The organism is Longimicrobium terrae, from assembly GCF_014202995.1.
In the GTDB taxonomy this organism is placed as follows: Bacteria; Gemmatimonadota; Gemmatimonadetes; order Longimicrobiales; family Longimicrobiaceae; genus Longimicrobium; species Longimicrobium terrae.
In genome coordinates this window covers 292,516-312,981 of the sequence record NZ_JACHIA010000002.1, presented here as the reverse complement: position 1 = coordinate 312,981, position 20,466 = coordinate 292,516, and the positions used below count along the sequence as shown (strand labels likewise).

Below are 20,466 nucleotides of genomic sequence, written 5' to 3'. Positions count from 1 at the left end.
GGGCGAACGCAGCACGCTCACCGTTGCGGACACGGGTGATTCGCTCAAGGCGCCGACTGAAGGTGCTCGCGGATCTCCTCCAGCACGTCGATGGCGGTCTGGAGCCGCGCCGGATCCACCCAGCCGATAGACTTTTCGATCGTCCCCTCGAACGGCGCATCCAGCGTGGACAGCAGCGTGAGCCCGGCGGCGGTAATGGTGAGGCGCATCGATCCCTCGATGAGCCCCTTGGTCTTGAGCTTGTGCAGCAGCGCCAGCAGGCGGTCGGGTTCGTGCACCATCCGCTGCTCGATCTCCACCCGCGCGCGTCCTTCCGCGCCGGCACCGCGCAGAATGCGCAGCACGTTGTACTCGTCCAGGCGCAAGTCGGACGGGCGCAGCACCGCGTCCAGCGCGGCGCTCAGGTGCTGTTCTGTCCGGAAAAGGTTCAGCGAGAGTTCGCGGGCCAGCGAGTTGATGGGCTTGGCGATCCCGAGTTCACGCTCGATGCTGTGCGGCATTCGTGATGGTTGCGGTCGGATTTCATGACTGTGGGGAGAGTTGCCGCCGCCTCTGCGAATCGGATGCCGCAGCAACCTCCAGATCGCGGCGCGGCGTACCCCACGCGGGCTCGTGCGGGAAAGAGACTTTCCCTACCCGCCACGTTGGAACCGGCACCCGCGACTTGAGTGATTCCCGCGCGGGACGTAGCTTCTCCCGCCCGCCGGATCCGCCGCCTCCTCCATCCCGCCCGTTTGAGATTGCGCCTCCCGCTCCCCCGCCGTCCCGCCCGGCTGATTCCGCTGTTCGCGATTTCCGCACTTTGCGCCATCGCCGGTGCAACCGTGACCGAAGCACAGACGCGCCCGCCGTTCCGCTGGGGAGGCGACGCGGAGGGCGGTGCGCCCTTCGTGGAGGCGGACGCGGCCGACCCCACGCGCGTGCGCGGCTTTGACGTGGAAATCGCGGAGATGATCGCGCGCGGGTTGGGGCGCGAGCCGGTCTTCGTCCAGGTAGCGTGGGCCTCCCTCGCCCAGTCCGCCGAGCGGGGGGATTACGAGATCGGCCTTTCCGGCGTGGAGGACCGGCCGGAACTGCGCACGCGGCACGCGCTTACAATTCCGTACTTCGAGTTCCAGGAGGTCCTCGCCGTGCGCCCCGCGGACCGCGGCCGCTTCCGCACCCTTGCCGACCTGGCCGGCCGCCGCGTGGCCACGCTGGGAGGCACGATGGCGTACGACCTCCTGCTCGCGGAGCAGGCGCGCACCGGCCTGGTCCCCGTCTCGTACGATGACGACGTGCATCCGTACACGGATCTGGTTGCGGGGCGCGTGGATGCGGTGCTTCTGGACGACGTGATCGCGGCGCGCTCGCTGCGGCGCACCGGCGGGTTCGTCATCCAGCCGCAGTCCGTGGCGGCGGGGCACTATGTGGGGGTGATGGCGAGTTCCCACGCGGTGCTGCGTGACTCGGTTGACGACATCCTGCGCGCACGGATGGCGGACGGCTCGCTGGAGCGGACGTTTCGCGCCTGGGGCGTGTGGAGCGATGCGCAAGCCGCGTACTTCGAACGCGTTCTGGCCGCGGAGGGGACGCCGGCTCCGGCGCACGCCGCGCGGCAGGCGGAGGCACCGGCGCGGAACCGCGGGCTGGGCGCGTACCTCCCGGCGCTGGCGCGCGCGGCGGGGATCACGCTTCTCCTTTCCTGCCTCGCGATGGCACTGGCGGTCGCGCTGGGGATCGCGGTGGCGGCCGGGCGCGTGTACGGGCACCCGGTGGTGCGCGGCGCGCTGGCCGTGTACGTGGAAGTGGTGCGCGGGACGCCCGTGCTGCTGCAGCTCTTCGTGCTGTATTACGGGCTTTCGGGCGTGGTGCGGCTGCCGGCGTTCGCCGCGGCGGTGCTGGGGCTGGGGCTGAACTACGCCGCGTACGAATCGGAAATCTACCGCGCGGCGCTGCAGGCCGTTCCGCGCACGCAACTGGAGGCCGCGCGCACACTTGGACTGTCCGAAGGGCAGATTCTGCGGCTGATTCGCGGCCCGCAGGCGCTTCGCCTGGCCCTGGCGCCCATGACCAACGACTTCGTGGCGCTGCTCAAGGATTCGTCGCTGGTGTCCGTCATCACCGTGGTGGAACTGACCAAGCAGACCGCCATCTACGCCACCAACGCGGGAAGCTGGGTGGTGCCCGGAATCGTCTGTTCGCTCATCTACCTGGCCTTTTCGCTCCCCCTTTCGCGCGCGGCGCGCATGCTGGAACGGCGCTGGAGCGCGGTATGAACCCTGTCCTTTCCATCCACGGACTGCACGTGGCGCACGGCGCGCGGCAGGTGCTGCGAGGGGTCGACCTGACGGTGGCGCCGGGGGAGATCGTGGCGCTGATGGGCGTGTCCGGCGCGGGAAAATCCACCGTGCTGCGGTGCGTGGCGGCGCTTCAGGCGTTCGATGCGGGATCGGTGCAGGCGGGTGGCTTTGCGCTGCGCCCCGGCCCCGTGCCGCGCGAACGTTCGCTGCGGGAACTGCGCGGCCGCGTGGGGATGGTGTTTCAGGCGCACTCGCTGTTTGAGCACCTGACGGCGCTGCAGAACGTGACGCTGGCGCCCCTGCACGCGCTGCGCTGGGCGCCGGCGCGCGCGGAGGCGGTGGCGATGGAACTGCTGGGGATGCTTGGCGTTGCGGGCCGCGCGGGGGCGTATCCCCGGCAGCTTTCCGGGGGCGAGGCGCAGCGGGTGGCCATTGCGCGGGCCCTGGCGCCGGACCCCGCGCTGCTGCTGATGGACGAGCCCACCTCCGCGCTGGACCCGGCCCGCCGCGGTGCGCTGGGAGACGCGCTGAGCGCCCTGGCCGCGCAGGGGCGCGGCCTGCTCATTTTTACGCACGACACGGACTTCGCGCGGGAGCACGCGCATCGCGTCGCGGTTCTGTCGGAAGGGGTGATGGTGGAAAGCGGCGCCGCGGCGGAGATCCTCACGCGGCCCGCACATCCCGCCACGCGCGAGTTGCTGCGCGGCTCCGCGCCGGACTAGACGCCTACCGTCGCGGTCTCAGCGGAACACTGCTGTATCGCTGAAGTACAGAGAACAAACGGTTGGCTTGAGCCAGCCTGCGAAGGGCGCCAGAGCGGACGTGGCTGTCGGTGCGCGGTTGGGCCAAACCAATGCTGGTGTATGGTTTAATCGCGGTTGTGCAGTACGTGCTATGGTGTAGTTTCGGACTATTCCCTATGCCTGAGGAGGTTGCTTTGAGAGCTTTTTACAGTTTCATAGCGCATCGCCTTCTTCGGTCCGCAAGCCCTCGTCCGAAAGCCCCTGCAAAGGGGCTTTCGGCGTTTCAGGATCCACGGAAATGACGCTCGAGGTGCCGGACTAGACGCGCCGCAGCAGCGCGGCGAGGGTATCCAGATCGTGCGCCACGGCCTGCACGTCCGCCGCGAACTGCGCGTCCGTCATTCCCGCCTCGCGAAAGACGGTAAAGAGCACCAGGCTCGTCTCCCTGTCCGCGATCACGCGCATCGGCACGTACACTTCCCCGCCCTGCGGAAGGCGGACGGTGTGGTCCAGCACGCCGAACACATTCTCATCCGCGTAGCGCAGGAACGCGGTTCCCGCCTCCGTGGGCACTTCCCATCCGCCCTCCACCGGGCGCGCGCCGGTGCCCAGCCCCGCCGCCCAGCGCGGTAGGTTGGCGCCATCCGCCACGAACGCGTACACCTCCGCGGCCGGGCAGTCGATCGCCACGGTCAGGGTGCGAGACTCTCGCATCATCAATTCCCGTCAGGTGCAGAAGGTGAATCCGCTCGATCGGCGGATTCGGCTCCGCCGGCCCGGGATGCCCCACCGCCTGGACAAAGCGATGGTCGTCCGCCGAAACGGAGCGCGTGAAGTCCCGGATCACGCCACCGGATGGATGGTCAGCGCACGCGGCGAAGGACAAAATCCCCATGCGCGCCGCAGCAGTAGGCGCGCTGCACCCACTGCCCCACGATGCTGTCGCCTCGCGCCCGCCCCGAGAGCGATACGCCGCCGTGCGAGATCCGCGGAATCAGGCCGATCTCCACGCTGTCCCCGTCCATGACGGTGCCGACCACCTCACGCTCGAAAGTCCCGCCTCTCGATCCGAAAACCGTGGTCGAAACGTCCGACGCGACCCGCGAGCCGAAGAACGGGGTAAAGTCGATCTCCGACAGCCCTTCGGTCGTCCAGACGTACCGGTCCCGCTCAGGCGGACGCTCTGGATCCACCAGATTCAGCGTGTCGTTGAAAGTGAGCGTCCCCTCCACGAAGCGCTGCGCCGGCGGCGAGCGCCGGGCGCCCGGCTCCCTGATCTTGAACCGCACCTGCCACGTGCCGGTGAGGGTGAGGCGCACGGGCGCGGCACGGCGCAGGGCGACATTCAACGTATCCACACGGCCGGCGGCAAGTGTCACGGTGCGCACCTGGGGACGGTATCCCGCCATCTCGACGGTGACTTCCGATACGCCGGGAACTACGTACTCCATCCGGTATTCGCCACCCTCGTCGCCGAATTCATATTCGTTGTCCGTTATTATGCTGGCCCGCACGGCCTCTCCCGTTTCCGCGTCGGTAATCCGGCCCACCAGCGTGGCCAGCTCAGGATCCCGCTCGCCCGACTTGATGGAGGAAACGACGACGGGAACGGCGACGGTATCCGTGACGGTGGCCGTCTTGGGACCGCGGATGGTGCGTGGCACGGACGCGATGGATGGCGCGGGTGCGGGATCGGCGGCCGGGCGGGCGCATGCGGTCAGAAGCGCGGCGGACAGGAGCACGGTTCGGCGCATGTCGGGATTCGGGAGAGTCAGCGGCGGCGTGAAACGGACCGGTGTCGCGTCATCTGACGCCGCGCGGAACGTGGAACCAGGTGTGCGGGCAGACGAGGCAGATGCGCGCGGTGGGGCTGGCGGTGAGCGCGCCGCACGCGGGGCAGCGGTTCAGGTACACCTCGTCCGGATGATCGCGCACGATGCGCTCAGCGATCCGCTGCCGTGCCGCGTGCCACCCGGCCTGCGCGTCCGCGATCACCCGCGGGTCGTCAGAAAGCCAGTGGCGTTGCAGCGAGTGGATGTGGTTCGTCTCCATCGCTGTCCCGGGCGCGGGCAGGTCGCCGGTGCCCTGCTTGAAGAGCGTGGTCAGGTGCCGGTTCACGGACCGCTCGTGCTCCGACATCAGATTGCCGTGGTACTTCAACACGTAATCCGCCAGCCGCGGCTCGTTCACAGGCGTACTCCGGCATGCCCCGGCCGCCAACACGCAGGGAAGATCGGGGACGAACGAAGCGCGATCGGATAGCGCGTCATGAGCGTGGCTGGCGTCAAACGAGATGAGTGCGGCGGAGGGGCTCGATGCCCGGAGAGATGGGCCGGCTTTCAACGACACGGCACCGGGAGCATGGAAGCGCCCGGTGCCGGATGACCGATCAACAGATGTACTACAGACTTGCGGCGACGGGCCGCTTCTCGATCAGGCGAAGAAGCCGGTACGCGGCCGAGGAGCCGTCCGCAGGCGGATTCTTGATCTCGCGCACTTCCACCTGGACCTTGTAGATGAACCCGGGCTCGTAGGTGAATCCTTCGATTTCCCGGTAGAACAGGCCCCAGCTGTCCGACGGATCTTCGCGAACCCGCATGCACGTGGTGGGGATCATGGCCATGCAGGGCACCAGCTGCGAATCGATCTCGAGGGTGACGATGTCCACGTCCGTCGATTCGAACGGCGACGAACAGGCGCCCAGAGTGACGCAGAACGCCAGGAGCGCAAGGAGAGAACGGAGCGCGGTTTTCATGTCGATGATCAGCAGCGGTGATGGCGGGAACGGGACCGGCGGATCGGAATCACCGCGTGGCCCGGAGTGGATCGCGGACACAACGTATGAACCTCCCGCTCTCGGACGGGAGCCGCCTGGCGGGTTGGGTGTGTCGGTCCCTGTCGAAATCAGACGGCCGGGCGCAAATCAGCGCTTCGCGGCCGACCGCTTCCTCGCCCCGTGCGCCGCCTCGTGAAGCTCGATCGTCCGCTCCGGCGGGGTGGACGCGATGAGTCGACCGATGGTTTCCATCGGCAGGTCGTCCAGCTTCTTGAAGCGAACGCATGACTTGCCCATGTCCAGCTTCTTTCCCGCCGCGCTGAACCCATCGCGCAGAACGGCTTCCTGCGCCGCATCTCCATACACGCCCAGCAGATAGAGCGAATACGCGTTCTTCTGCGCGGCGAGCGCGGCATACCCCAGCGGCCGCCCGTTGTACGTCGGGGAAAAACGGCTGAGCGGGACCTCGTACGAAATCATCCCCCACGCCATCGTCTCCTGATAGCCGTCCGGCAGGTTGCGGACGATCTCGTCGCGCACCGCCGACACCACGGCGCGCCGCTCCTCCGGCAGACTGGCCAGGTACTCCTCGACGGTTTCCGCGGTGCTCTGCATGACGGGATCCGGGATTCGGGGATAGGATCGGTGGATAAAGGGTCGATCAGGGCGGATTCGGCCGATGCCGATTCAGCCGAGGTCGGCGAGTACGTCCAGCGCGGATGCGAAGTGCACCCTGCGCTCCTCGCGCGACTCGGCGGATGGCAGCTGCTCCTGGTGAAAGCTGATGACGGAGCCCGTTGCCGCCGCGTTCACGCGCACCTGGATGACGGACGCCTTGTCTGCCCCCGGCTCGCGCAGCTGCAGCCGGAAGTGCGAGCCCGGTTTATGGACGCGCACCTCGGCGATGGCGCCATCGCGCAGACGGAACGCCGAGCCCGGCTCCCACGCGATCGGCTCCTCCGGCTCACCCAGCCATCCCGCGACGCCCTCGGGAGAGAGCACGCGCCGCCACGCCTCGTCCGGCGCAAGCCGCAGCGTCCGCCGCACCCCGATCTGAAAGCCGCCGCCCGCCACCTCGCCCAGCGCCCGCCGGCCGATGAGGCGCTCGTAGCCGGTAGCAACCATCTGCCGCCACCAGCCGCTCTCCACGGCGCCCGCGCCGCCCAGCAGCGTGACGATCTTTCCGTGCGGCAGTTCCGCGGCGCCTGCGGCGTTCAGCCACTCGGCCCATTCCGCCCAGCCGCGCCCCGTGGCCGCACGGATCGCGTCATCGGCCGCCAATCCGTCCAGCGGATCGACGCCCGCGGCCCGGGTTCCGGGTTCGCTCATTCCATCCTCCCGGTTCAGGACACCGCCGCGTCCGCCGGCTCGGGCGCGGCGATCACGTGCAGCCCGCGCTCCAGCGTCTGCTTGATGGGGCAGCGGTCGGCCAGTTCGGTCAGGCGCGCGCGCTGCTCGTCCGTAAGGTCGCCCTCCAGCTCCAGTTCGCGCTCCACCTGGTGCACGCCCACGGGTGCGGACACGCACTCCGCACAGTCCGCGTCGTACTTGCGCGCCTGCCGCAGCCGCACGACCACGGACTCCAGCGGCCATCCTTTGCGGTCAGCGTACATGCGCAGCGTCATGGCCGTACACGCGCCGATGGAGCCGAGCAGCAGGTCGTACGGCGTGGGGCCCGCGTCCTTACCGCCCACCTCCAGCGGTTCATCCACCACCACGCGCTTGCCCCCGGCCAGCACCTCGGCCCGGTAGTGCTCACGCCCGGCGTGGATGACGACGTCCTTGTTTTCGGCCACGGAATCTCCTGGTGCAGTGGGGCGGGCGGGCGCACGCGGCGCCCGCCCGGGGTCGTGCGGAATCAGGCGTCCGGCGCGGATGCGTCGGCGATGGCCTGAAACTCTTCGTCGGTCAGCCGCAGCGCGGAAGCGGCCACGTTCTCATCAAGATGCTTCACCTTGCTCGTTCCCGGAATGGGCAGCATCACCGGCGAGCGGCGCAGCAGCCACGCGAGGGCCACGGCACTGGGCGTCGTTTCCAGCCGCCGCGCCGCGTCAGCCAGCGGCCCACCGCTTTCCGCCAGCTTGCCGACCCCCAGCGGAAACCAGGGGATGAAGCCGATCGACTCCTTTTCGCAGTAGTCCAGCACGGACTCCCACTCGCGATCCGCCACGTTGTACCGGTTCTGCACCGTCACGATGGGTACCTCGCGGCGCGCCGCCTCGATCTCCTCCACCGTCACCTCCGACAGCCCCACGTGACGGATCTTGCCCTCGCGGCGCAGGTCGGCCAGGGTGCCGATCTGGTCTTCCGCCGGGATTTCCGGGTCGATGCGGTGCAGCTGCCACAGGTCGATCACGTCCACCTTGAGCCGCTTGAGGCTGGCTTCGCAGGTGGCGCGGAGGTGTTTGGGATGGCCGTTGGGCGTCCACTGGTCCGGCCCGGGACGCTCCAGCCCGCCCTTGGTGGCGATCACCAAGCCGCGGGGATACGGATGCAGCGCCTCGGCGATCAGCTCCTCGCTCACGAACGGGCCGTACGAATCGGCCGTATCGATCAGGTTGATCCCCACTTCCACCGTGCGCCGCAGCACGCGGATGCACTCCTCGCGGTCCTGCGGCGGGCCCCAGATTCCCTTTCCGGTAATCCGCATGGCGCCAAAGCCGAGCCGGTTCACTTCCAGGTCTCCGCCAATGCGAAAGGTGCCGCTCGCCGCCGCGTCCAGCTTGTTTTCCGCCATCTACAACACTCTCGTTCTGCGGTGGATGAAGAGCATCGCCGCCGCAATCTGGCGACCTCGTCAACCCCTCCGCGAGCCTCGTTCCACGCCGAGCGCGGGGTGGATGAGAAAACCCTTGCGCCGGGCACCACTTCGGCTTTTATTCGGGTATAATCTAACGTCGAAGCCGGAGGGGTGCCATGGATGCGATGACGCTGGACCAGAAGCTGGAACTGCTGATCGGGCTGGCCGGGGACGACCGGGACGGCGCGCCGGGGAGCACCACGACCCTGCCGCCGCGGCTTCGCCACGCCAACGATTCCGGCGCGCTGCGCCCGCTCAACATCCGCGATCTGCGCGTGCCGGGCAAAGGCAGCGTGTCGCTCATGCGCATTCTGATGACCAACGCGTGCAGCTTCAACTGCCACTACTGCCCCATGCGCCGCGACCGCGACATGCCGCGTACGCTGCTGAAGCCGCCGGAACTCGTCCGCATCTTTCTGGAGGCGTACCACCGCGGGTGGTGCAGCGGGCTGTTCATCACCACCGGCATTCCCGGCCGGCCGGTAAAAGTGATGGATGACCTGATCCAGGTGCTGGAACTGCTGCGCGAGAAGCACCGGTTCACGGGATACGTGCACGTGAAGATGGTACCCGGCGGGCAGCCCGCACAGATCGAGCGTTTGACCGCGCTAGCCAGCCGCATCTCGCTGAACCTGGAGGCGCCCTGCGGATCATCGCTGGCGCAGATCGCGCCGGAAAAAAACCTGGACACGTCGCTCGCGAGCCTGGAGCAGGCGCGGCGCAACGTGAACCGCGAACGCGCGGAGCGGCGCGACGGCAAGATCGGCGACCCGCTGCACCCGGGCGGCGCGTCGGGAATGACGATGCAGTTCGTCGTGGGCGCCACGCCGGACAGCGACCAGGCGCTGCTGGGGCGCGTGACGGACCTGTACTCGCGCGGCGGAATCCACCATGCGCACTTCAGCGCCTTCCGCCCCATCCGCGACACGCCGATGGAGCACACCGCGGAAACGCCGATTCTGCGTGAGAACCGGCTGTACCAGGCGGACTACCTGCTGCGCCAGTATGGCTTTGGCGCCGACGAGGTGGTGTACGACGAAACGGGAAACCTGCCGCTGGGCAACGATCCCAAGACCACGTGGGCTCTCGCGCACCCGGAGCGCTTTCCGGTGGAGATCAAGACGGCGTCGTATGAGGAACTGCTGCGCGTTCCGGGGATCGGACCCGGGTCCGCGCGGCGGATCGTGAACGAGCGCGGCGCAACCGTGATCAGCGGATTGGCGGACCTGCGCAAGATGGGCGTGGCGACCACGCGGGCGTCGGGGTTTCTGACGCTGAACGGCAGGGCGTTCCAGAGCGTGCGCTGGACGGAGCAGCTGGGCTTGTGGGGCCCGGCGGAGGACGCGGGTACGCCCCAGCGCACCTACAGCGTCAGCCCGGGCACGTTCCGGTAAGCAGAGTCGGGCCGGTCGATGGAGGAGGATATCCTGTCTGCGGCCAACTTCACGGCGGCCCCTACCCGGGCTCGTACTACTCGCCCACCCTCCCCCGCGAGAGCGAATGAATCCGCCGCTCAAACAGCGGGAACCCCCGCACCGGCCGCTGGCGCGTCCGGTTCGGGGCTTCAACAGCGTTTGGGGCAGTAGACGGTGTGGCAGCCGGTCCGCGGAGGCTGGTTCCGCCTTTTGGGAGGCGCGGTTTCAACCGCCGGGGCCGAAGCACGCCGATCCACATCGCCGTCTGCCCCCGCGCTGAGGTCTCCCCCTCTCCCGCTTGCGGGAGAGGGGGCCGGGGGGAGAGGGGTGCCCGCCGCCGCGCCACACCATCCGAAACGAGATGAGTTGTCCTTCTCCCCTCTCCGTGCGGCTGTTTGCACGGGGAGGGGCCGCGAGGCGGACGGCGCACCAGAGCGGGGCGTCCGAAGTGCCCGGACGAGAGAACGCCGCCCGGCGCGGGCCGGGCGGCGTTCTCAGGACGGGTCACGGTGGCTCAGCGGCCGCTGCCCAGCAGCATCCGCAGCGGGCCGGGGATCATTGCGCTCACGTTGTCCAGCGAGGTCAGCGCCTGCTCCAGGCTGTCCGGATCGCCGTGCCAGTGGTCCAGCAGCACGTCAGCGTCCGTGTTGTGCACCAGGCGGGCCAGCGCAAGCATCAGGAAGTACACGTCTTCCACGCTGCCGATGACCGGCAGGATCGCCTCGGGGATCAGGTCCACGGGCGAAAAGAAGTACGCCACGGCCGCCAGCACGATCGCCTTGTCGGCCGCGTTCACCCGCTTGTCGATCGCGATGCCGCCGATGAGCCGGATGAAGTTGGGGATGTCGCGCACGATGGCGGGAAGCGTCGGGGCCGGCGCGCCGCGCCCGCGGGCTCCGCGCCGGGGGCGCTCTTCCACCTGGTTGTCGTCCATCTCAAAGCGCCCGCGCGCCCTGCCGCCGCGGCGGGGACCCACCAGATCGTCGTCGCCGCCGGCAGTGCCGCGGCGGGGCTGATCGTCGTCGCTGTAGCTCACGCTGAACCCTCGGGTGCTGGTTGTGGACCGCCTACGGCGCGGGCGGCCCGCTCTGCGGATCCCCGTCCGGCCTGCGCGCGGGTGGCGCGGCCGGAGGAGCGCCGTTCTGCTCGTCGCGCGCTCCGTTAGGAAGAACCACGCCACCCACTTCGCCCAGCACCGTGCGCCCGGCCTCAGTGAGCCCGGAGAACAGCCGTCCGGCCGTGCCAAACAGCCCGCCGTCGCTGGCCGGCGGCACCTGCGCGGCCTGCGTGGAAGCGGACGGCGGCGTATCGGGAGCAGACGCCCCGGACACCACGCTCCCCACCTCGTTGATTACGGAGCGCCCCGCGTCGGTAATCCCCGACACCACGCGCCCGGCCGTTCCCACCACGCCCAGCGCGCCGCGGATGGTGCCGAAGGCGATCCCCTGCTGGCGCATCTTGTCTTCCAGCAGTTCGCCGAAGCGCTGAATCCCGTTGGGCGTGCGCACCGAGCGGTTGTACTTGCTGGACAGGAATTCGATGTAGTCCAGCACCTGGTACAGCTGCTCTTCGGGGAGGGCTTCCAGGTGGCGCATCACGCGGTCGCGAAGTACGTCGTGCATCACGGACATGGGATGGATGGCCTTCCAGGTGAACCGGGCGGCGGGCCGTGATCGACCAGCGCCGCGAACCGGGGGCCGTACGCGCCGTTGGGCGCGGTGGTTTCGCAATCTGATCCGCGCGACGGGAAAGGGGAAGGGTGAGAGTGCGTGAGTGCTGAGTGCGGGGTGCGTGAGTGCGAGGGATGTGAATCCGCGCGTGCGGCGGCTCACGAGCACGTCCAGGCTCACCGCCGATCGATACCCGGGTAGAAAGCAGCAACCCATGCCCTCGCACTCACGCACTAACGCACCCAGCACTCACGCACTTCCCCTACCGTCGTTGCCGTTCCCCGGCCCGGCGGGTAGCTTCGGGGCTCGCGATTTCCGTCCCGCCCTACCGGTCCATGCGCCTGCTCCGCCACATCGCCCCGCTGCTGGCCCTCGCCGCCGCCCTGCCCCGCCCCGCGGCCGCGCAGGACGTGTGGCCCTCGCGGCGGGAAACGGTCGCTGGCGCCGCGCTGATCGGCGGCGCGCTGCTGCTGGACCGCACGGTGGCGAGCGGGATTCCGGACGGAGGCGGAGAGCGGTGGAAAGGGGTGTCGGACATCGCCAACTATGGCGGGCGGCCGCAGTGGAGCGCGGCGCTGCTCGGAGCCACGTGGGGTGTGGCGCGCGTGGCGGGAAATCGTCCTCTGGCGGACGCGGCCGTGCACGTGGGCGCGGGGCTGGCGGCGGGCGGCGTGGCGAACGGACTTCTCAAGTTCGGCACCGGGCGCACGCGGCCCAGCCGCACGGACGATCCGTTCCGATTCCACGCTCTCAGCAGCGGCAACAACCGGCAGTCGTTTCCCTCCGGCCACGCCGTCGTCGCGTTTTCCCTCGCGTCCGCCGTGTCGGAAGAGGCGCGGCGGCCGTGGGTGACCGTCCCCGCCTACACCGCCGCCGCTGTAGTGGGGTGGAGCCGCGTGTACGATGACAAGCACTGGACCAGCGACGCCGTCGCCGGGGCGCTGGTGGGCGCGGCGGCCGGCCGCGGCACCGTGCGCCTGCTGCACCGGCGCGGCGCGGGCCGGGCCACGGTCGCCCTCACCCCTTCCGCCATCGCCGTCCATCTACCGATCCGGATTCCATGAGCCACGATCCGTTCGCCATCCGCCCCGCCATCCCCGCGGACCTGGACGTCGTTTCCGACCTGCTGGAGGCGCAGCTTCGCGAGCACGACATCCCCATCGCCCGCGCCGACCTGGAGTTCGCGGTCGATGGCGTGCTGCGTGTGCCGGACCGCGGCTTCATTCTCTGCGCGGAGCACGACGGCTCGGTCGTGGGCGTGTCCTCCGTCTCCTTTACCTGGAAGGTGGAGCGCGGCGGGGCCGTGGCGTGGCTGGACGACCTGTACGTGCGCCCCGAACTGCGCAACGCCGGCGTGGGACGCGCGCTGCTGACTGCGACCGTCGACCAGGCACGCGAGGCGGGATGCCTGGCCCTGGAGCTGGAAGTGGAGTCGTCGCACACGGATGCGGAGCGGCTGTACCAGCGCCACGGCTTTGAGCCGCTCCCGCGCCGCCGCTGGACGCGCTTTCTGCGCTGACGCGGACCCGCCTCCCCTGTTTACGTTACTTGTCCGGAAGTGTATCTTGCAGGCCACTCCCGACCGCGCCCCGCGGCGGATTCACGACGAACACCGACGGTCGAGGCTCCATGCCCCGCTATCCTCTCAGAAAGTTGGACCCCGCGGCCGAGGCCACGACCCTGTACCAGGAGTGGCTGGATGAGATTCGCACCGCGCTCGAGCGCGGCGACGACCGGTGGGAACTGTGCCGCCGCACGCTGACGGGGATCTTCTACCCGCACCTGGCGGATGTGGACCCGTCCACCCTCCCGCTTTCCGCCCGTGCCGCGCTGGCGCAGATGGACGCGCGCAACGTGACGCTGGAGCCGGAATACTACGCCGAGGTGGACCAGGAGCAGTTCTACGCCCGCAAGCCGCTGCTGTGGATGTGGCAGATGTTCGACCGCAGCCCGCTGGGCGGCAACGTGCACCTGGGCGTCCTTTTCCGCCGCACGCTGGCGCCGTTCCTGTTCAAGCGCGTGGGCCGCAACTTCAAGTGCTTTCACTTCGTGGAGTTCAGCTACGGCTACAACATGGAAGTGGGCGACGACGTGGTGGTGCACCGCAACGTGCTGCTGGACGACCGCGGCGGCATCGAGCTGGGCAACGGCGTCAGCATCAGCGACTTCGCCAACATCTACAGCCACACGCACAGCATCGTGGACCAGGTGGATGTGTCCAACCTCAAGACGGTGATCGACGACGGGGTGCGCATCACCTATCACGCCACCGTGCTGGCGGGGACGCACGTGGGCAAGGACGCCATGGTGGGCGCGATGGCCGTGGCCACCAAGGACGTGCGCCCGTACCACGTCAACGTGGGCATTCCCGCCAAGTCCGTGCGCGTAAAGCCCAACGCGCCCCCCGAGGCGTACAAGCTCACCCTGCGCCGCGGCGACGAGCCGGAGGCGCCGGCCGGCGGCGTCGCGGGCGAGGGCTGACCGCGCGGCACGGAGCCGGGGATGGCGCGTCGCGAGGCCGCCGCATTCCCGGCTGATGGCAGGTAAGGAAATTCCCTCTGTTCACGGGCGGCGCGGAGCCGTATCGTCCCCATCGGGCGGTGCGCTCCGCGCCGCGTGTTTCTGTCAGAAGCGAGCAGCCGATGAGTGAAGCCTTTCGTGCGGCGGAGGCGGGAACGGTGCCGGTTGAGACCACCGATCCCGTCAACGCGCGCATTCTTGAAGTTTCCGAAGACCGCATCACCGGCTTTCAGGCCGAACCGTTCGCGGAAATCAGCCGGCTTTCCGGCGTGGACCTGCCCACGGTGCTGGAGCGCATTCGCGCCATGCTGGCCGCGGGCGTCATTCGCCGCGTGCGGCAGACCATGCTGGCCACCAACCTGGCTCCGGGGGCGCTGGTGGCGTGGCAGGTGGATGCGGAACAGCTGGATTCGGCCTTCAACTACATGTTTCAGCAGGATCCCTTTTCCGGCCACGTGGTGATCCGCTCCACCGACGCCGAGACGCCGGGGAGCAAGTACCGGCTGTGGACCACGCTCAAGGTTCCGCAGGGCTTTTCGCTGCGCAAGCACGCGGAGTACCTGCGCGACAAGGTGGGCGCGCACTCGTTCCGGCTCATGCCCGCCAACGCCGTCTTCACCCTGGGCGTGGGCCACGTGCGGCGCCGCGGCATGGAGCCTGGCGCCCGCAGCGAGGAACTGGGCCGCGTGCAGAACACGGCCGTGGTGGAGCTCAGCGACCTGGAGTGGCAGGTGCTGGGGCCGCTGAAGCGCGAGTTCGGCCTCGAGGAGATCGTGGATCACCCGTGGGAGGCGCGCGCGGCCGAGGCGGGCGTGCCGCTGGAGGAGTTCCTGGCCGTGGCGCGCGGGCTGAACGAGCGCGGGGTCGTGGGCCGCTTCAGCACCTTTCTGGAGCACGTCAAGCCGTCCGCGGCGGGCACGCGGGTGACGCGCTACAACGCGCTCTTCCACTGGCGGGTTCCGGTAGGGCGCGAGATGGAAGCCGGCCGCGAGGTGGGCCGCCACTACATCATGACCCATGCGTACTGGCGCGAGGGCGGGCCGGAGTTCGCCGGCGTGAACATCATGGGCGTGGCGCACGGGACGGAAAAGGAACTGGTGCTGGCCCACAAGGCCGCCATCGACGAGCACCTGCGCGAAGCCGGGATCGACGTGGACTACACCAACGTGTTCTGGGGCGGCCGCAGCGAAATCAAGCCGTCGGAGATCCTGCCGTCCGCGTACCTGGAATGGTGCGCGCGCGAGGGCGTGGACCCGGCCGCCATGCACGCGGAGTGAGCATCCGTCCGTCTGTTCCGCGGCCCCGCGCTCGCCGGGGGCCGCGGAACAGACAGGCTTCTCCCTGGAAAACTGTTTGCGATGACTATCTCGATCGATACAATTTGTCGCGTCCGTGTCGGCAAATAGATCTATTTGGATTATTTTCATCCCGAGTTACAGAAACTTGTGCAGAAACCCTTGCGGCGGCGTGCCGCGAAGCACAATCTTGATGTCCATGTCACAGCCTCTGAATGAAAAACAAGTCGATCTCCTTCGCTACCTGACCCGCCAGAGCGGGCCGGTTTCATCCGCCGACCTGGACGGCCGCATCATCCGCGCGCTCAAGTCGCGCGACTGCATCACCGAACACAACGGGCACGTGGTGGTGACGGATGCGGGGCGCGAAACGCTGCAGGGCGCGGTTGCACCCAAGGTGCGCAAGCGGAGGGTCGCCGCGCAGCAGACGGCCACGCACGCACGCGCCAAGGCCGTGCAGCGCGCCATCCAGATCCTGGAACTCGCGCTGCCGCGCGACTCCGAGGTCGCGGTGGGAAACATCTTTGCCGCCGCAGACGACGTGGTGGACGGCTTTCGCCGGTACGCCCGCGCGCTGGAAAAGAAAAAGGCCTGAGCGGATGAAAGGCGAAAAGGGGGGACGGGCGATTGCCCGTCCCCCCTTTTCTTTTTCCGCCAGCGATGTGATGTGCATGTTGCCACGCACATGCACCGTCATTCGGAATACCCGGCCCACGCGCGGGCGGCGGCCAGCGCGCGCCGCCAGCCGGCCAGCAGCGCCGCGCGCCCGCCCTCGTCGGCCGCGGGGACGAACTCCGACTCCGCGGGCCGGGCCTCCTGGAACGCTTCGGGGGACGGCCAGAAGCCCGTCGCCAGCCCCGCCAGCCCGGCCGCGCCACGGGCCGTCATCTCCACCATCGCCGGACGGCGGACGGGAATGCCCAGCACGTCCGCCTGAAACTGCATCATCCAGTCGTTGGCCGCCGCGCCGCCGTCCACGCGCAGCGCGGGAAGTGTTACGCCCGCATCGGCTTCCATCGCCTGCACCACATCGCGGGTGGAGAACGCCATCGCCTCCAGCGCGGCGCGCACCAGATGCGCCCGCGTGGTGCCGCGCGTCAGCCCCAGCAGCGTGCCGCGCGCCTCGGGCTCCCAGTGGGGCGCGCCCAGCCCGGTGAAGGCGGGGACGAAAAAGACGCCGTCGTTGCTGGCCAGCGAGGCCGCCAGTTCGCCCGTCTGCGCGGCGTCGTCCACGATCCCCAAGCCGTCACGCAGCCACTGCACCGCCGCCCCGGCGATGAAGATGGAGCCCTCCAGCGCGAACGCCCGCTCCCCGCGCGGCCCGCACGCCGCCGTGGTGAGCAGCCCGTGGCGCGAAGGGACGGGCCGGTCGCCCGTGTGCACGAGCAGAAAGGCACCCGTTCCGTACGTGTTCTTTCCCTCCCCCGCCGTGCAGCATCCATGGCCGTACAGCGCGGACTGCTGATCCCCCGCGATTCCCGCCACGGGAAGTTCGATTCCGAACGCGTCCCCGTCCGTCGTTCCGTAGACCTCGGAGCTGGCGCGGATCTCGGGGAGCACCGCCGCGGGCACGCCGAACAGCGACAGCATCTCCGCATCCCACGCGCCGGATTCCAGCCCGTACAGCAGCGTGCGCGAGGCGTTGGTGGGGTCGGTCAGGTGCAGCCGGCCGCCTGTAAGGTTCCAGACCAGCCAGCTGTCGATCGTCCCCGCCGCCAGCTCGCCCGCCTCGGCGCGACGGCGCGCGCCGGGCACGTGGTCCAGCAGCCACGACAGCTTGGTGCCGCTGAAGTACGGGTCGATGACCAGCCCGGTGCGGGCGCGGACGGCGTCCTGGTGCCCGGCATCCCGCAGCGCGCGGCAGGCCTCCGCCGTGCGCCCGTCCTGCCAGACCAGCGCGTTGTGGATGGGCTCGCCCGTCTCGCGGTCCCAGACGACGATGGTCTCGCGCTGGTTGGTGATGCCGATGCCGGTGATCCCCTCCAGACCCGCGCCGGAGTGCGCCGCGGCCACGTGCGCCACGCGCTTCGTCACCGTCCAGATCTCGCGCGCGTCGTGCTCCACCCACCCCGGCCGCGGAAAGTGCTGCGTAAACTCGCTGTACGCGCGCCCCTGCACCCGGCCCTCCCGGTCCAGCACGAGGCAGGTGGTGCCGGTGGTACCCTGGTCGATGGAGAGGATCATGGGACACGGTCGCGGGTGGCGGGAATCGTCGGAGCGCGCACGCTAACTGCGCGCTACACGATCCGCCAGACGTGCGCTCCCATCCATCGAAAACAGCCCCCGCGCGGAGGACACGGCGGAGGCGGAGGAACGCGCGGAAAACACCGAATTTCGTCACCTTTCACGCCTCCACCGTCCATCTGCCGAAATTTCGTTGCCGTTCCTATTCCCTATTCCCCATTCCCTATTCCCTGCCGCCGCCGTATCTTCGCCGCCGCACCGAAACCCCGGCCACACTTCATGCGCATCGTTCTTCAGCGCGTTCGCCGCGCCCGCGTCACCGTGCAGGACCGCGTCACCGGCCAGATCGGCGCCGGGCTGCTGCTGCTCGCCGGCTTCAAGGAGGGCGACAGCGAAGAGACGCTGGCGTGGATGGCGGAAAAGGTCACCTCCCTGCGCATCTTTACGGATGAGGAGGGAAAGATGAACCGCTCCCTGGACGACACCGGTGGTGCGCTCCTCGTGGTTTCGCAGTTCACGCTGTACGGCGACGCGCGCAAGGGACGCCGGCCCAGCTTCGTGGAGGCCGCGCGCCCGGAGATCGCCATTCCCCTGTACGAGTGGTTCGTGGAACTGCTGCGGACCGGAGGACGGACGGTGGAAACCGGGGAGTTCGGGGCGATGATGGAGGTGGAACTGGTGAACGACGGCCCCGTCACCCTCGTGCTGGAGCGCTGACCGCATGCCGGACAGGGCCTCGGCCATGCTCCGCGCGCTGGCGGGAAACTGGCGGCTGGACCCCGCGCGCCCGGAGCTGGAAGCCGTGTTCGGCGACGTGGCCCTTACCATCACCCCCGGCGGCGAGGTGCTGTACGCCATGCGCGACGGGAGCGCCGCGGTGGAGCTGCACGCCGTTGTCGTGATCGAGAACGGACGCGCGTGGATGGATGCCGGCGGGGGTGAAATGTCTCCGCTGGTGCTTACGGATGATGGATTTCTGCTGATGGACGAGGGCGAAGCGCAGGCCGCCTTTGTTCGTGCCCGCTGACCGAAAAAGACTGATGACCGAATCGCCGACTCCGCCCCCGCTGGTGCTCGCCTCGCAGTCCCCCCGCCGCGCCGAGCTCATCGGCCGCCTGGGGCTGCAGTTCGAGACGCTGCCGGCCGACATCGACGAAAGCTATTTCTCCGGCGAAACGCCGTCGCAGCACGCGGAACGCCTGTCGCGCGAAAAGGCGCAGAAGATCGCGGGCGAGCGCCCGGATGCGCTCGTGGTCGGCTCCGACACCATCGTCGTCGTGGACGGCGACGTGCTCGGCAAGCCGCGCGACGTGGAGCACGCGGTGCAGATGCTGATGCGCCTTTCCGGCCGCGAACACGAGGTGCACACGGGCGTGGCCGTGGCGCTGGGCAAGCGCGTGGAAAGCAGCCTGGAACGGGTGAAGGTGCGCTTTCGCGCGCTGGACGAGGCGGCGTGCCGCGAGTACGTGGCCACGGGTGAGCCCATGGACAAGGCCGGCGCGTACGGCATCCAGGGCTTCGGCTCGGCGCTGGTGGAGGGGATCGAGGGCGACTACTTCGCGGTGATGGGCCTGCCCGTGGTGCGCATGCTGGACATGATCGCCCGCTTCGGCTGGCGCTACGGCTTCGGCACGCTGGTGCGCGCGGAGCCGTAGCTTCGTCCGCTCCCTGACGGGAACAGGGCGGCGCTGAGGAGATGCCGCCCGTTGTGCGGGGGATGGCCTTCAGGGCACCGCCACGCCGGAATGCGCCATCGCCCGCATCACGGTGCCAGGAACCGCCGCGCGACGCGGACGTAGCGAAGATCCTGTTCGTGCTCCGGGAGCGCCTCCGCCGCGGCCAGCAGGCGGCGGACGTGCCGATGCAGCCGCGGCTCGCCCCAGCGGTAGCCGGTGGCGGATTCCGCGCTGGGCGTGTTGCCGTGGCGCGCCGCCTCCAGCAGGGCGCGCGCGGCCGCCGCGTCGAACCCGGGATCATCCCGGGGCGGCAGGCCGAAGTGACCGGGCGGCACAAAGCCGGAATCTTCTCGTACGAACGCGCGCGACATCCTCTCCTCCGCTCCGCCGTTTCTCATCCATCCCGCGACTCATCCGGGCAAGACCGCGGCCCGCGGCGCCGGAATCCCGCTTCCCGTCATCCCATGCACCCGTCTGATTCTCGCTACGCGGAAGCCGACACCCTGCGGCGGCGTATCCGCATCCTGCTATGGCTGTTCATCATCGGGCTGGTGCTGAGCGGCGTGACGGCGTTTCCGGTGCAGACGGAACTGGCGTGGCTCACCCGCCTGCTGGGCGCCGCGCCGGGAGACGCACCGGAGGCGCACGGCGTGCTGCTGCGCTGGCTCATCACCGTCCGGGAAGGTGTGGAGCAGACCAACCGCGCCTACCCCTTTCTGGCGTACGGCACCGACTGGCTGGCCTTTGCGCACCTGGTGATCGCGCTGCTGTTCGTGGGGCCGCTGCGCGATCCGGTACGCAACGAGTGGGTGGTCACGTGGGGGATGATGGCGTGCGTGGCCGTCGTGCCGCTGGCGCTCATCGCCGGACCCATCCGCGAGATCCCGTTCTGGTGGCGGTTGATCGACTGCTCCTTTGGCGTGTTCGGAATCATTCCGCTGTGGATCGCGCGCCGCTGGATCCGCGAACTGGCGCGATTGGAGTCGCGACCGGCGTGACGGGGCGATCGATGGACGCGCCTCCGTTCATCCATCATCCCGCCCGACCACCGCTGGCGGAAAACGCAAAAGCCCGCTCCGGCAGAACACCGGGGCGGGCTTTCAGC

Annotated in this window: 25 protein-coding genes; 12 read left to right on the top strand and 13 right to left on the bottom strand. The window is 69.2% G+C overall.

Annotation, left to right across the window (positions count from 1 at the left end; genetic code table 11):
* Positions 1–44: 44 nt before the first annotated feature.
* On the bottom strand, positions 45–500 hold the full coding sequence (locus HNQ61_RS04955) for a hypothetical protein (protein ID WP_170037768.1): 456 nt from the start codon (positions 498–500) through the stop codon (positions 45–47).
* A 324-nt stretch (positions 501–824) separates the two neighbouring features.
* Between HNQ61_RS04955 and HNQ61_RS04950 the strand changes: the two genes are divergently transcribed.
* Positions 825–2,258: an ABC transporter permease subunit gene (locus tag HNQ61_RS04950; protein ID WP_170037769.1), complete on the top strand. Its 1,434-nt coding sequence runs from the start codon at positions 825–827 to the stop codon at positions 2,256–2,258.
* Positions 2,255–3,004, top strand: coding sequence for an amino acid ABC transporter ATP-binding protein (locus tag HNQ61_RS04945; RefSeq protein ID WP_170037770.1), 750 nt, complete (start codon positions 2,255–2,257; stop codon positions 3,002–3,004). Before HNQ61_RS04950 ends, HNQ61_RS04945 begins: the two co-directional genes overlap by 4 nt.
* Before the next feature lie 339 nt (positions 3,005–3,343).
* On the opposite strand, the gene HNQ61_RS04940 is transcribed toward HNQ61_RS04945, so the two are convergent.
* The 8 genes from HNQ61_RS04940 to HNQ61_RS04905 form a co-directional block, all read right to left on the bottom strand.
* Positions 3,344–3,739 (bottom strand): hypothetical protein, encoded by a 396-nt coding sequence (locus HNQ61_RS04940; RefSeq protein WP_221239652.1) that lies wholly within the window; start codon positions 3,737–3,739, stop codon positions 3,344–3,346.
* Positions 3,740–3,888: 149 nt separating this feature from the next.
* On the bottom strand, positions 3,889–4,779 hold the full coding sequence (locus HNQ61_RS04935) for a carboxypeptidase-like regulatory domain-containing protein (RefSeq protein ID WP_170037773.1): 891 nt from the start codon (positions 4,777–4,779) through the stop codon (positions 3,889–3,891).
* A gap of 49 nt (positions 4,780–4,828) precedes the next feature.
* Positions 4,829–5,215: a hypothetical protein gene (locus HNQ61_RS04930; protein ID WP_170037775.1), complete on the bottom strand. Its 387-nt coding sequence runs from the start codon at positions 5,213–5,215 to the stop codon at positions 4,829–4,831.
* Positions 5,216–5,426: 211 nt separating this feature from the next.
* Positions 5,427–5,780: a DUF4377 domain-containing protein gene (locus HNQ61_RS04925; RefSeq protein ID WP_170037777.1), complete on the bottom strand. Its 354-nt coding sequence runs from the start codon at positions 5,778–5,780 to the stop codon at positions 5,427–5,429.
* Positions 5,781–5,948: 168 nt separating this feature from the next.
* A complete protein-coding gene (locus HNQ61_RS04920) occupies positions 5,949–6,416 on the bottom strand; it encodes a DUF1801 domain-containing protein (protein WP_170037779.1) in 468 nt (155 codons plus the stop codon).
* 72 nt (positions 6,417–6,488) lie between these two features.
* The gene (locus tag HNQ61_RS04915) at positions 6,489–7,130 is read right to left on the bottom strand and encodes an SRPBCC family protein (RefSeq protein ID WP_170037781.1); all 642 of its coding nucleotides are present in this window, start codon (positions 7,128–7,130) and stop codon (positions 6,489–6,491) included.
* Between the two features lie 14 nt (positions 7,131–7,144).
* The gene (locus HNQ61_RS04910; protein ID WP_170037783.1) at positions 7,145–7,597 is read right to left on the bottom strand and encodes an OsmC family protein; all 453 of its coding nucleotides are present in this window, start codon (positions 7,595–7,597) and stop codon (positions 7,145–7,147) included.
* A 62-nt stretch (positions 7,598–7,659) separates the two neighbouring features.
* On the bottom strand, positions 7,660–8,538 hold the full coding sequence (locus HNQ61_RS04905) for an aldo/keto reductase (RefSeq protein WP_170037785.1): 879 nt from the start codon (positions 8,536–8,538) through the stop codon (positions 7,660–7,662).
* A 179-nt stretch (positions 8,539–8,717) separates the two neighbouring features.
* Between HNQ61_RS04905 and HNQ61_RS04900 the strand changes: the two genes are divergently transcribed.
* Entirely contained in the window at positions 8,718–9,995 is a 1,278-nt protein-coding gene (locus HNQ61_RS04900) for a radical SAM protein (protein WP_170037787.1), read from the top strand.
* 535 nt (positions 9,996–10,530) lie between these two features.
* Here HNQ61_RS04900 and HNQ61_RS04895 read toward each other — a convergent pair.
* The gene (locus HNQ61_RS04895; protein ID WP_170037789.1) at positions 10,531–11,052 is read right to left on the bottom strand and encodes a DUF1232 domain-containing protein; all 522 of its coding nucleotides are present in this window, start codon (positions 11,050–11,052) and stop codon (positions 10,531–10,533) included.
* 31 nt (positions 11,053–11,083) lie between these two features.
* Entirely contained in the window at positions 11,084–11,638 is a 555-nt protein-coding gene (locus tag HNQ61_RS04890) for a hypothetical protein (protein ID WP_170037791.1), read from the bottom strand.
* Between the two features lie 383 nt (positions 11,639–12,021).
* On the opposite strand from HNQ61_RS04890, the gene HNQ61_RS04885 reads away from it, so the two are divergent.
* The 5 genes from HNQ61_RS04885 to HNQ61_RS04865 all read left to right on the top strand — a co-directional run bounded on the left by HNQ61_RS04885 (position 12,022) and on the right by HNQ61_RS04865 (position 16,096).
* The gene (locus HNQ61_RS04885) at positions 12,022–12,750 is read left to right on the top strand and encodes a phosphatase PAP2 family protein (RefSeq protein ID WP_170037793.1); all 729 of its coding nucleotides are present in this window, start codon (positions 12,022–12,024) and stop codon (positions 12,748–12,750) included.
* Positions 12,747–13,205 (top strand): GNAT family N-acetyltransferase, encoded by a 459-nt coding sequence (locus HNQ61_RS04880; protein ID WP_170037795.1) that lies wholly within the window; start codon positions 12,747–12,749, stop codon positions 13,203–13,205. Before HNQ61_RS04885 ends, HNQ61_RS04880 begins: the two co-directional genes overlap by 4 nt.
* A 110-nt stretch (positions 13,206–13,315) precedes the next feature.
* On the top strand, positions 13,316–14,167 hold the full coding sequence (locus HNQ61_RS04875) for an acyltransferase (RefSeq protein ID WP_183685523.1): 852 nt from the start codon (positions 13,316–13,318) through the stop codon (positions 14,165–14,167).
* A 161-nt stretch (positions 14,168–14,328) separates the two neighbouring features.
* On the top strand, positions 14,329–15,483 hold the full coding sequence (locus HNQ61_RS04870; RefSeq protein WP_170037797.1) for an Lrp/AsnC family transcriptional regulator: 1,155 nt from the start codon (positions 14,329–14,331) through the stop codon (positions 15,481–15,483).
* 217 nt (positions 15,484–15,700) lie between these two features.
* A complete protein-coding gene (locus tag HNQ61_RS04865) occupies positions 15,701–16,096 on the top strand; it encodes a hypothetical protein (RefSeq protein ID WP_170037799.1) in 396 nt (131 codons plus the stop codon).
* 98 nt (positions 16,097–16,194) lie between these two features.
* Here the strand turns inward: HNQ61_RS04865 and glpK are convergent, their stop codons facing one another.
* Complete coding sequence (gene glpK / locus HNQ61_RS04860) at positions 16,195–17,685, bottom strand: glycerol kinase GlpK (protein WP_170037800.1); 1,491 nt, start codon at positions 17,683–17,685, stop codon at positions 16,195–16,197.
* 279 nt (positions 17,686–17,964) lie between these two features.
* Here glpK and dtd point away from each other — a divergent pair, with 279 nt between their 5' ends.
* The 3 genes from dtd to HNQ61_RS04845 are packed head-to-tail and all read left to right on the top strand — an operon-like array spanning position 17,965 to position 19,340.
* Positions 17,965–18,402, top strand: coding sequence for a D-aminoacyl-tRNA deacylase (dtd, locus tag HNQ61_RS04855; RefSeq protein ID WP_170037801.1), 438 nt, complete (start codon positions 17,965–17,967; stop codon positions 18,400–18,402).
* Positions 18,403–18,406: 4 nt separating this feature from the next.
* Complete coding sequence (locus tag HNQ61_RS04850; RefSeq protein ID WP_170037802.1) at positions 18,407–18,712, top strand: hypothetical protein; 306 nt, start codon at positions 18,407–18,409, stop codon at positions 18,710–18,712.
* A gap of 13 nt (positions 18,713–18,725) precedes the next feature.
* Positions 18,726–19,340: a Maf family protein gene (locus tag HNQ61_RS04845; RefSeq protein WP_170037803.1), complete on the top strand. Its 615-nt coding sequence runs from the start codon at positions 18,726–18,728 to the stop codon at positions 19,338–19,340.
* 107 nt (positions 19,341–19,447) lie between these two features.
* Here HNQ61_RS04845 and HNQ61_RS04840 read toward each other — a convergent pair whose 3' ends face one another.
* The gene (locus HNQ61_RS04840; protein ID WP_170037804.1) at positions 19,448–19,732 is read right to left on the bottom strand and encodes a hypothetical protein; all 285 of its coding nucleotides are present in this window, start codon (positions 19,730–19,732) and stop codon (positions 19,448–19,450) included.
* Between the two features lie 93 nt (positions 19,733–19,825).
* Here HNQ61_RS04840 and HNQ61_RS04835 point away from each other — a divergent pair, with 93 nt between their 5' ends.
* On the top strand, positions 19,826–20,359 hold the full coding sequence (locus tag HNQ61_RS04835) for a hypothetical protein (RefSeq protein WP_170037805.1): 534 nt from the start codon (positions 19,826–19,828) through the stop codon (positions 20,357–20,359).
* Positions 20,360–20,466: the final 107 nt, after the last annotated feature.

What these genes read in the sequence shown, in the direction of transcription:
- HNQ61_RS04955 (WP_170037768.1), bottom strand. Translation starts at nt 500, where the DNA reads ATGCCGCACAGCATCGAGCGTGAACTCGGGATCGCCAAGCCCATCAAC.
- HNQ61_RS04945 (WP_170037770.1), top strand. Translation starts at nt 2,255, where the DNA reads ATGAACCCTGTCCTTTCCATCCACGGACTGCACGTGGCGCACGGCGCG.
- HNQ61_RS04940 (WP_221239652.1), bottom strand. Translation starts at nt 3,739, where the DNA reads ATGCGAGAGTCTCGCACCCTGACCGTGGCGATCGACTGCCCGGCCGCG.
- HNQ61_RS04935 (WP_170037773.1), bottom strand. Translation starts at nt 4,779, where the DNA reads ATGCGCCGAACCGTGCTCCTGTCCGCCGCGCTTCTGACCGCATGCGCC.
- HNQ61_RS04925 (WP_170037777.1), bottom strand. Translation starts at nt 5,780, where the DNA reads ATGAAAACCGCGCTCCGTTCTCTCCTTGCGCTCCTGGCGTTCTGCGTC.
- HNQ61_RS04920 (WP_170037779.1), bottom strand. Translation starts at nt 6,416, where the DNA reads ATGCAGAGCACCGCGGAAACCGTCGAGGAGTACCTGGCCAGTCTGCCG.
- HNQ61_RS04915 (WP_170037781.1), bottom strand. Translation starts at nt 7,130, where the DNA reads ATGAGCGAACCCGGAACCCGGGCCGCGGGCGTCGATCCGCTGGACGGA.
- HNQ61_RS04905 (WP_170037785.1), bottom strand. Translation starts at nt 8,538, where the DNA reads ATGGCGGAAAACAAGCTGGACGCGGCGGCGAGCGGCACCTTTCGCATT.
- HNQ61_RS04900 (WP_170037787.1), top strand. Translation starts at nt 8,718, where the DNA reads ATGGATGCGATGACGCTGGACCAGAAGCTGGAACTGCTGATCGGGCTG.
- HNQ61_RS04890 (WP_170037791.1), bottom strand. Translation starts at nt 11,638, where the DNA reads ATGCACGACGTACTTCGCGACCGCGTGATGCGCCACCTGGAAGCCCTC.
- HNQ61_RS04885 (WP_170037793.1), top strand. Translation starts at nt 12,022, where the DNA reads ATGCGCCTGCTCCGCCACATCGCCCCGCTGCTGGCCCTCGCCGCCGCC.
- HNQ61_RS04880 (WP_170037795.1), top strand. Translation starts at nt 12,747, where the DNA reads ATGAGCCACGATCCGTTCGCCATCCGCCCCGCCATCCCCGCGGACCTG.
- HNQ61_RS04875 (WP_183685523.1), top strand. Translation starts at nt 13,316, where the DNA reads ATGCCCCGCTATCCTCTCAGAAAGTTGGACCCCGCGGCCGAGGCCACG.
- HNQ61_RS04870 (WP_170037797.1), top strand. Translation starts at nt 14,329, where the DNA reads ATGAGTGAAGCCTTTCGTGCGGCGGAGGCGGGAACGGTGCCGGTTGAG.
- HNQ61_RS04865 (WP_170037799.1), top strand. Translation starts at nt 15,701, where the DNA reads ATGTCACAGCCTCTGAATGAAAAACAAGTCGATCTCCTTCGCTACCTG.
- glpK (WP_170037800.1), bottom strand. Translation starts at nt 17,685, where the DNA reads ATGATCCTCTCCATCGACCAGGGTACCACCGGCACCACCTGCCTCGTG.
- dtd (WP_170037801.1), top strand. Translation starts at nt 17,965, where the DNA reads ATGCGCATCGTTCTTCAGCGCGTTCGCCGCGCCCGCGTCACCGTGCAG.
- HNQ61_RS04850 (WP_170037802.1), top strand. Translation starts at nt 18,407, where the DNA reads ATGCCGGACAGGGCCTCGGCCATGCTCCGCGCGCTGGCGGGAAACTGG.
- HNQ61_RS04845 (WP_170037803.1), top strand. Translation starts at nt 18,726, where the DNA reads ATGACCGAATCGCCGACTCCGCCCCCGCTGGTGCTCGCCTCGCAGTCC.
- HNQ61_RS04840 (WP_170037804.1), bottom strand. Translation starts at nt 19,732, where the DNA reads ATGTCGCGCGCGTTCGTACGAGAAGATTCCGGCTTTGTGCCGCCCGGT.
- HNQ61_RS04835 (WP_170037805.1), top strand. Translation starts at nt 19,826, where the DNA reads ATGCACCCGTCTGATTCTCGCTACGCGGAAGCCGACACCCTGCGGCGG.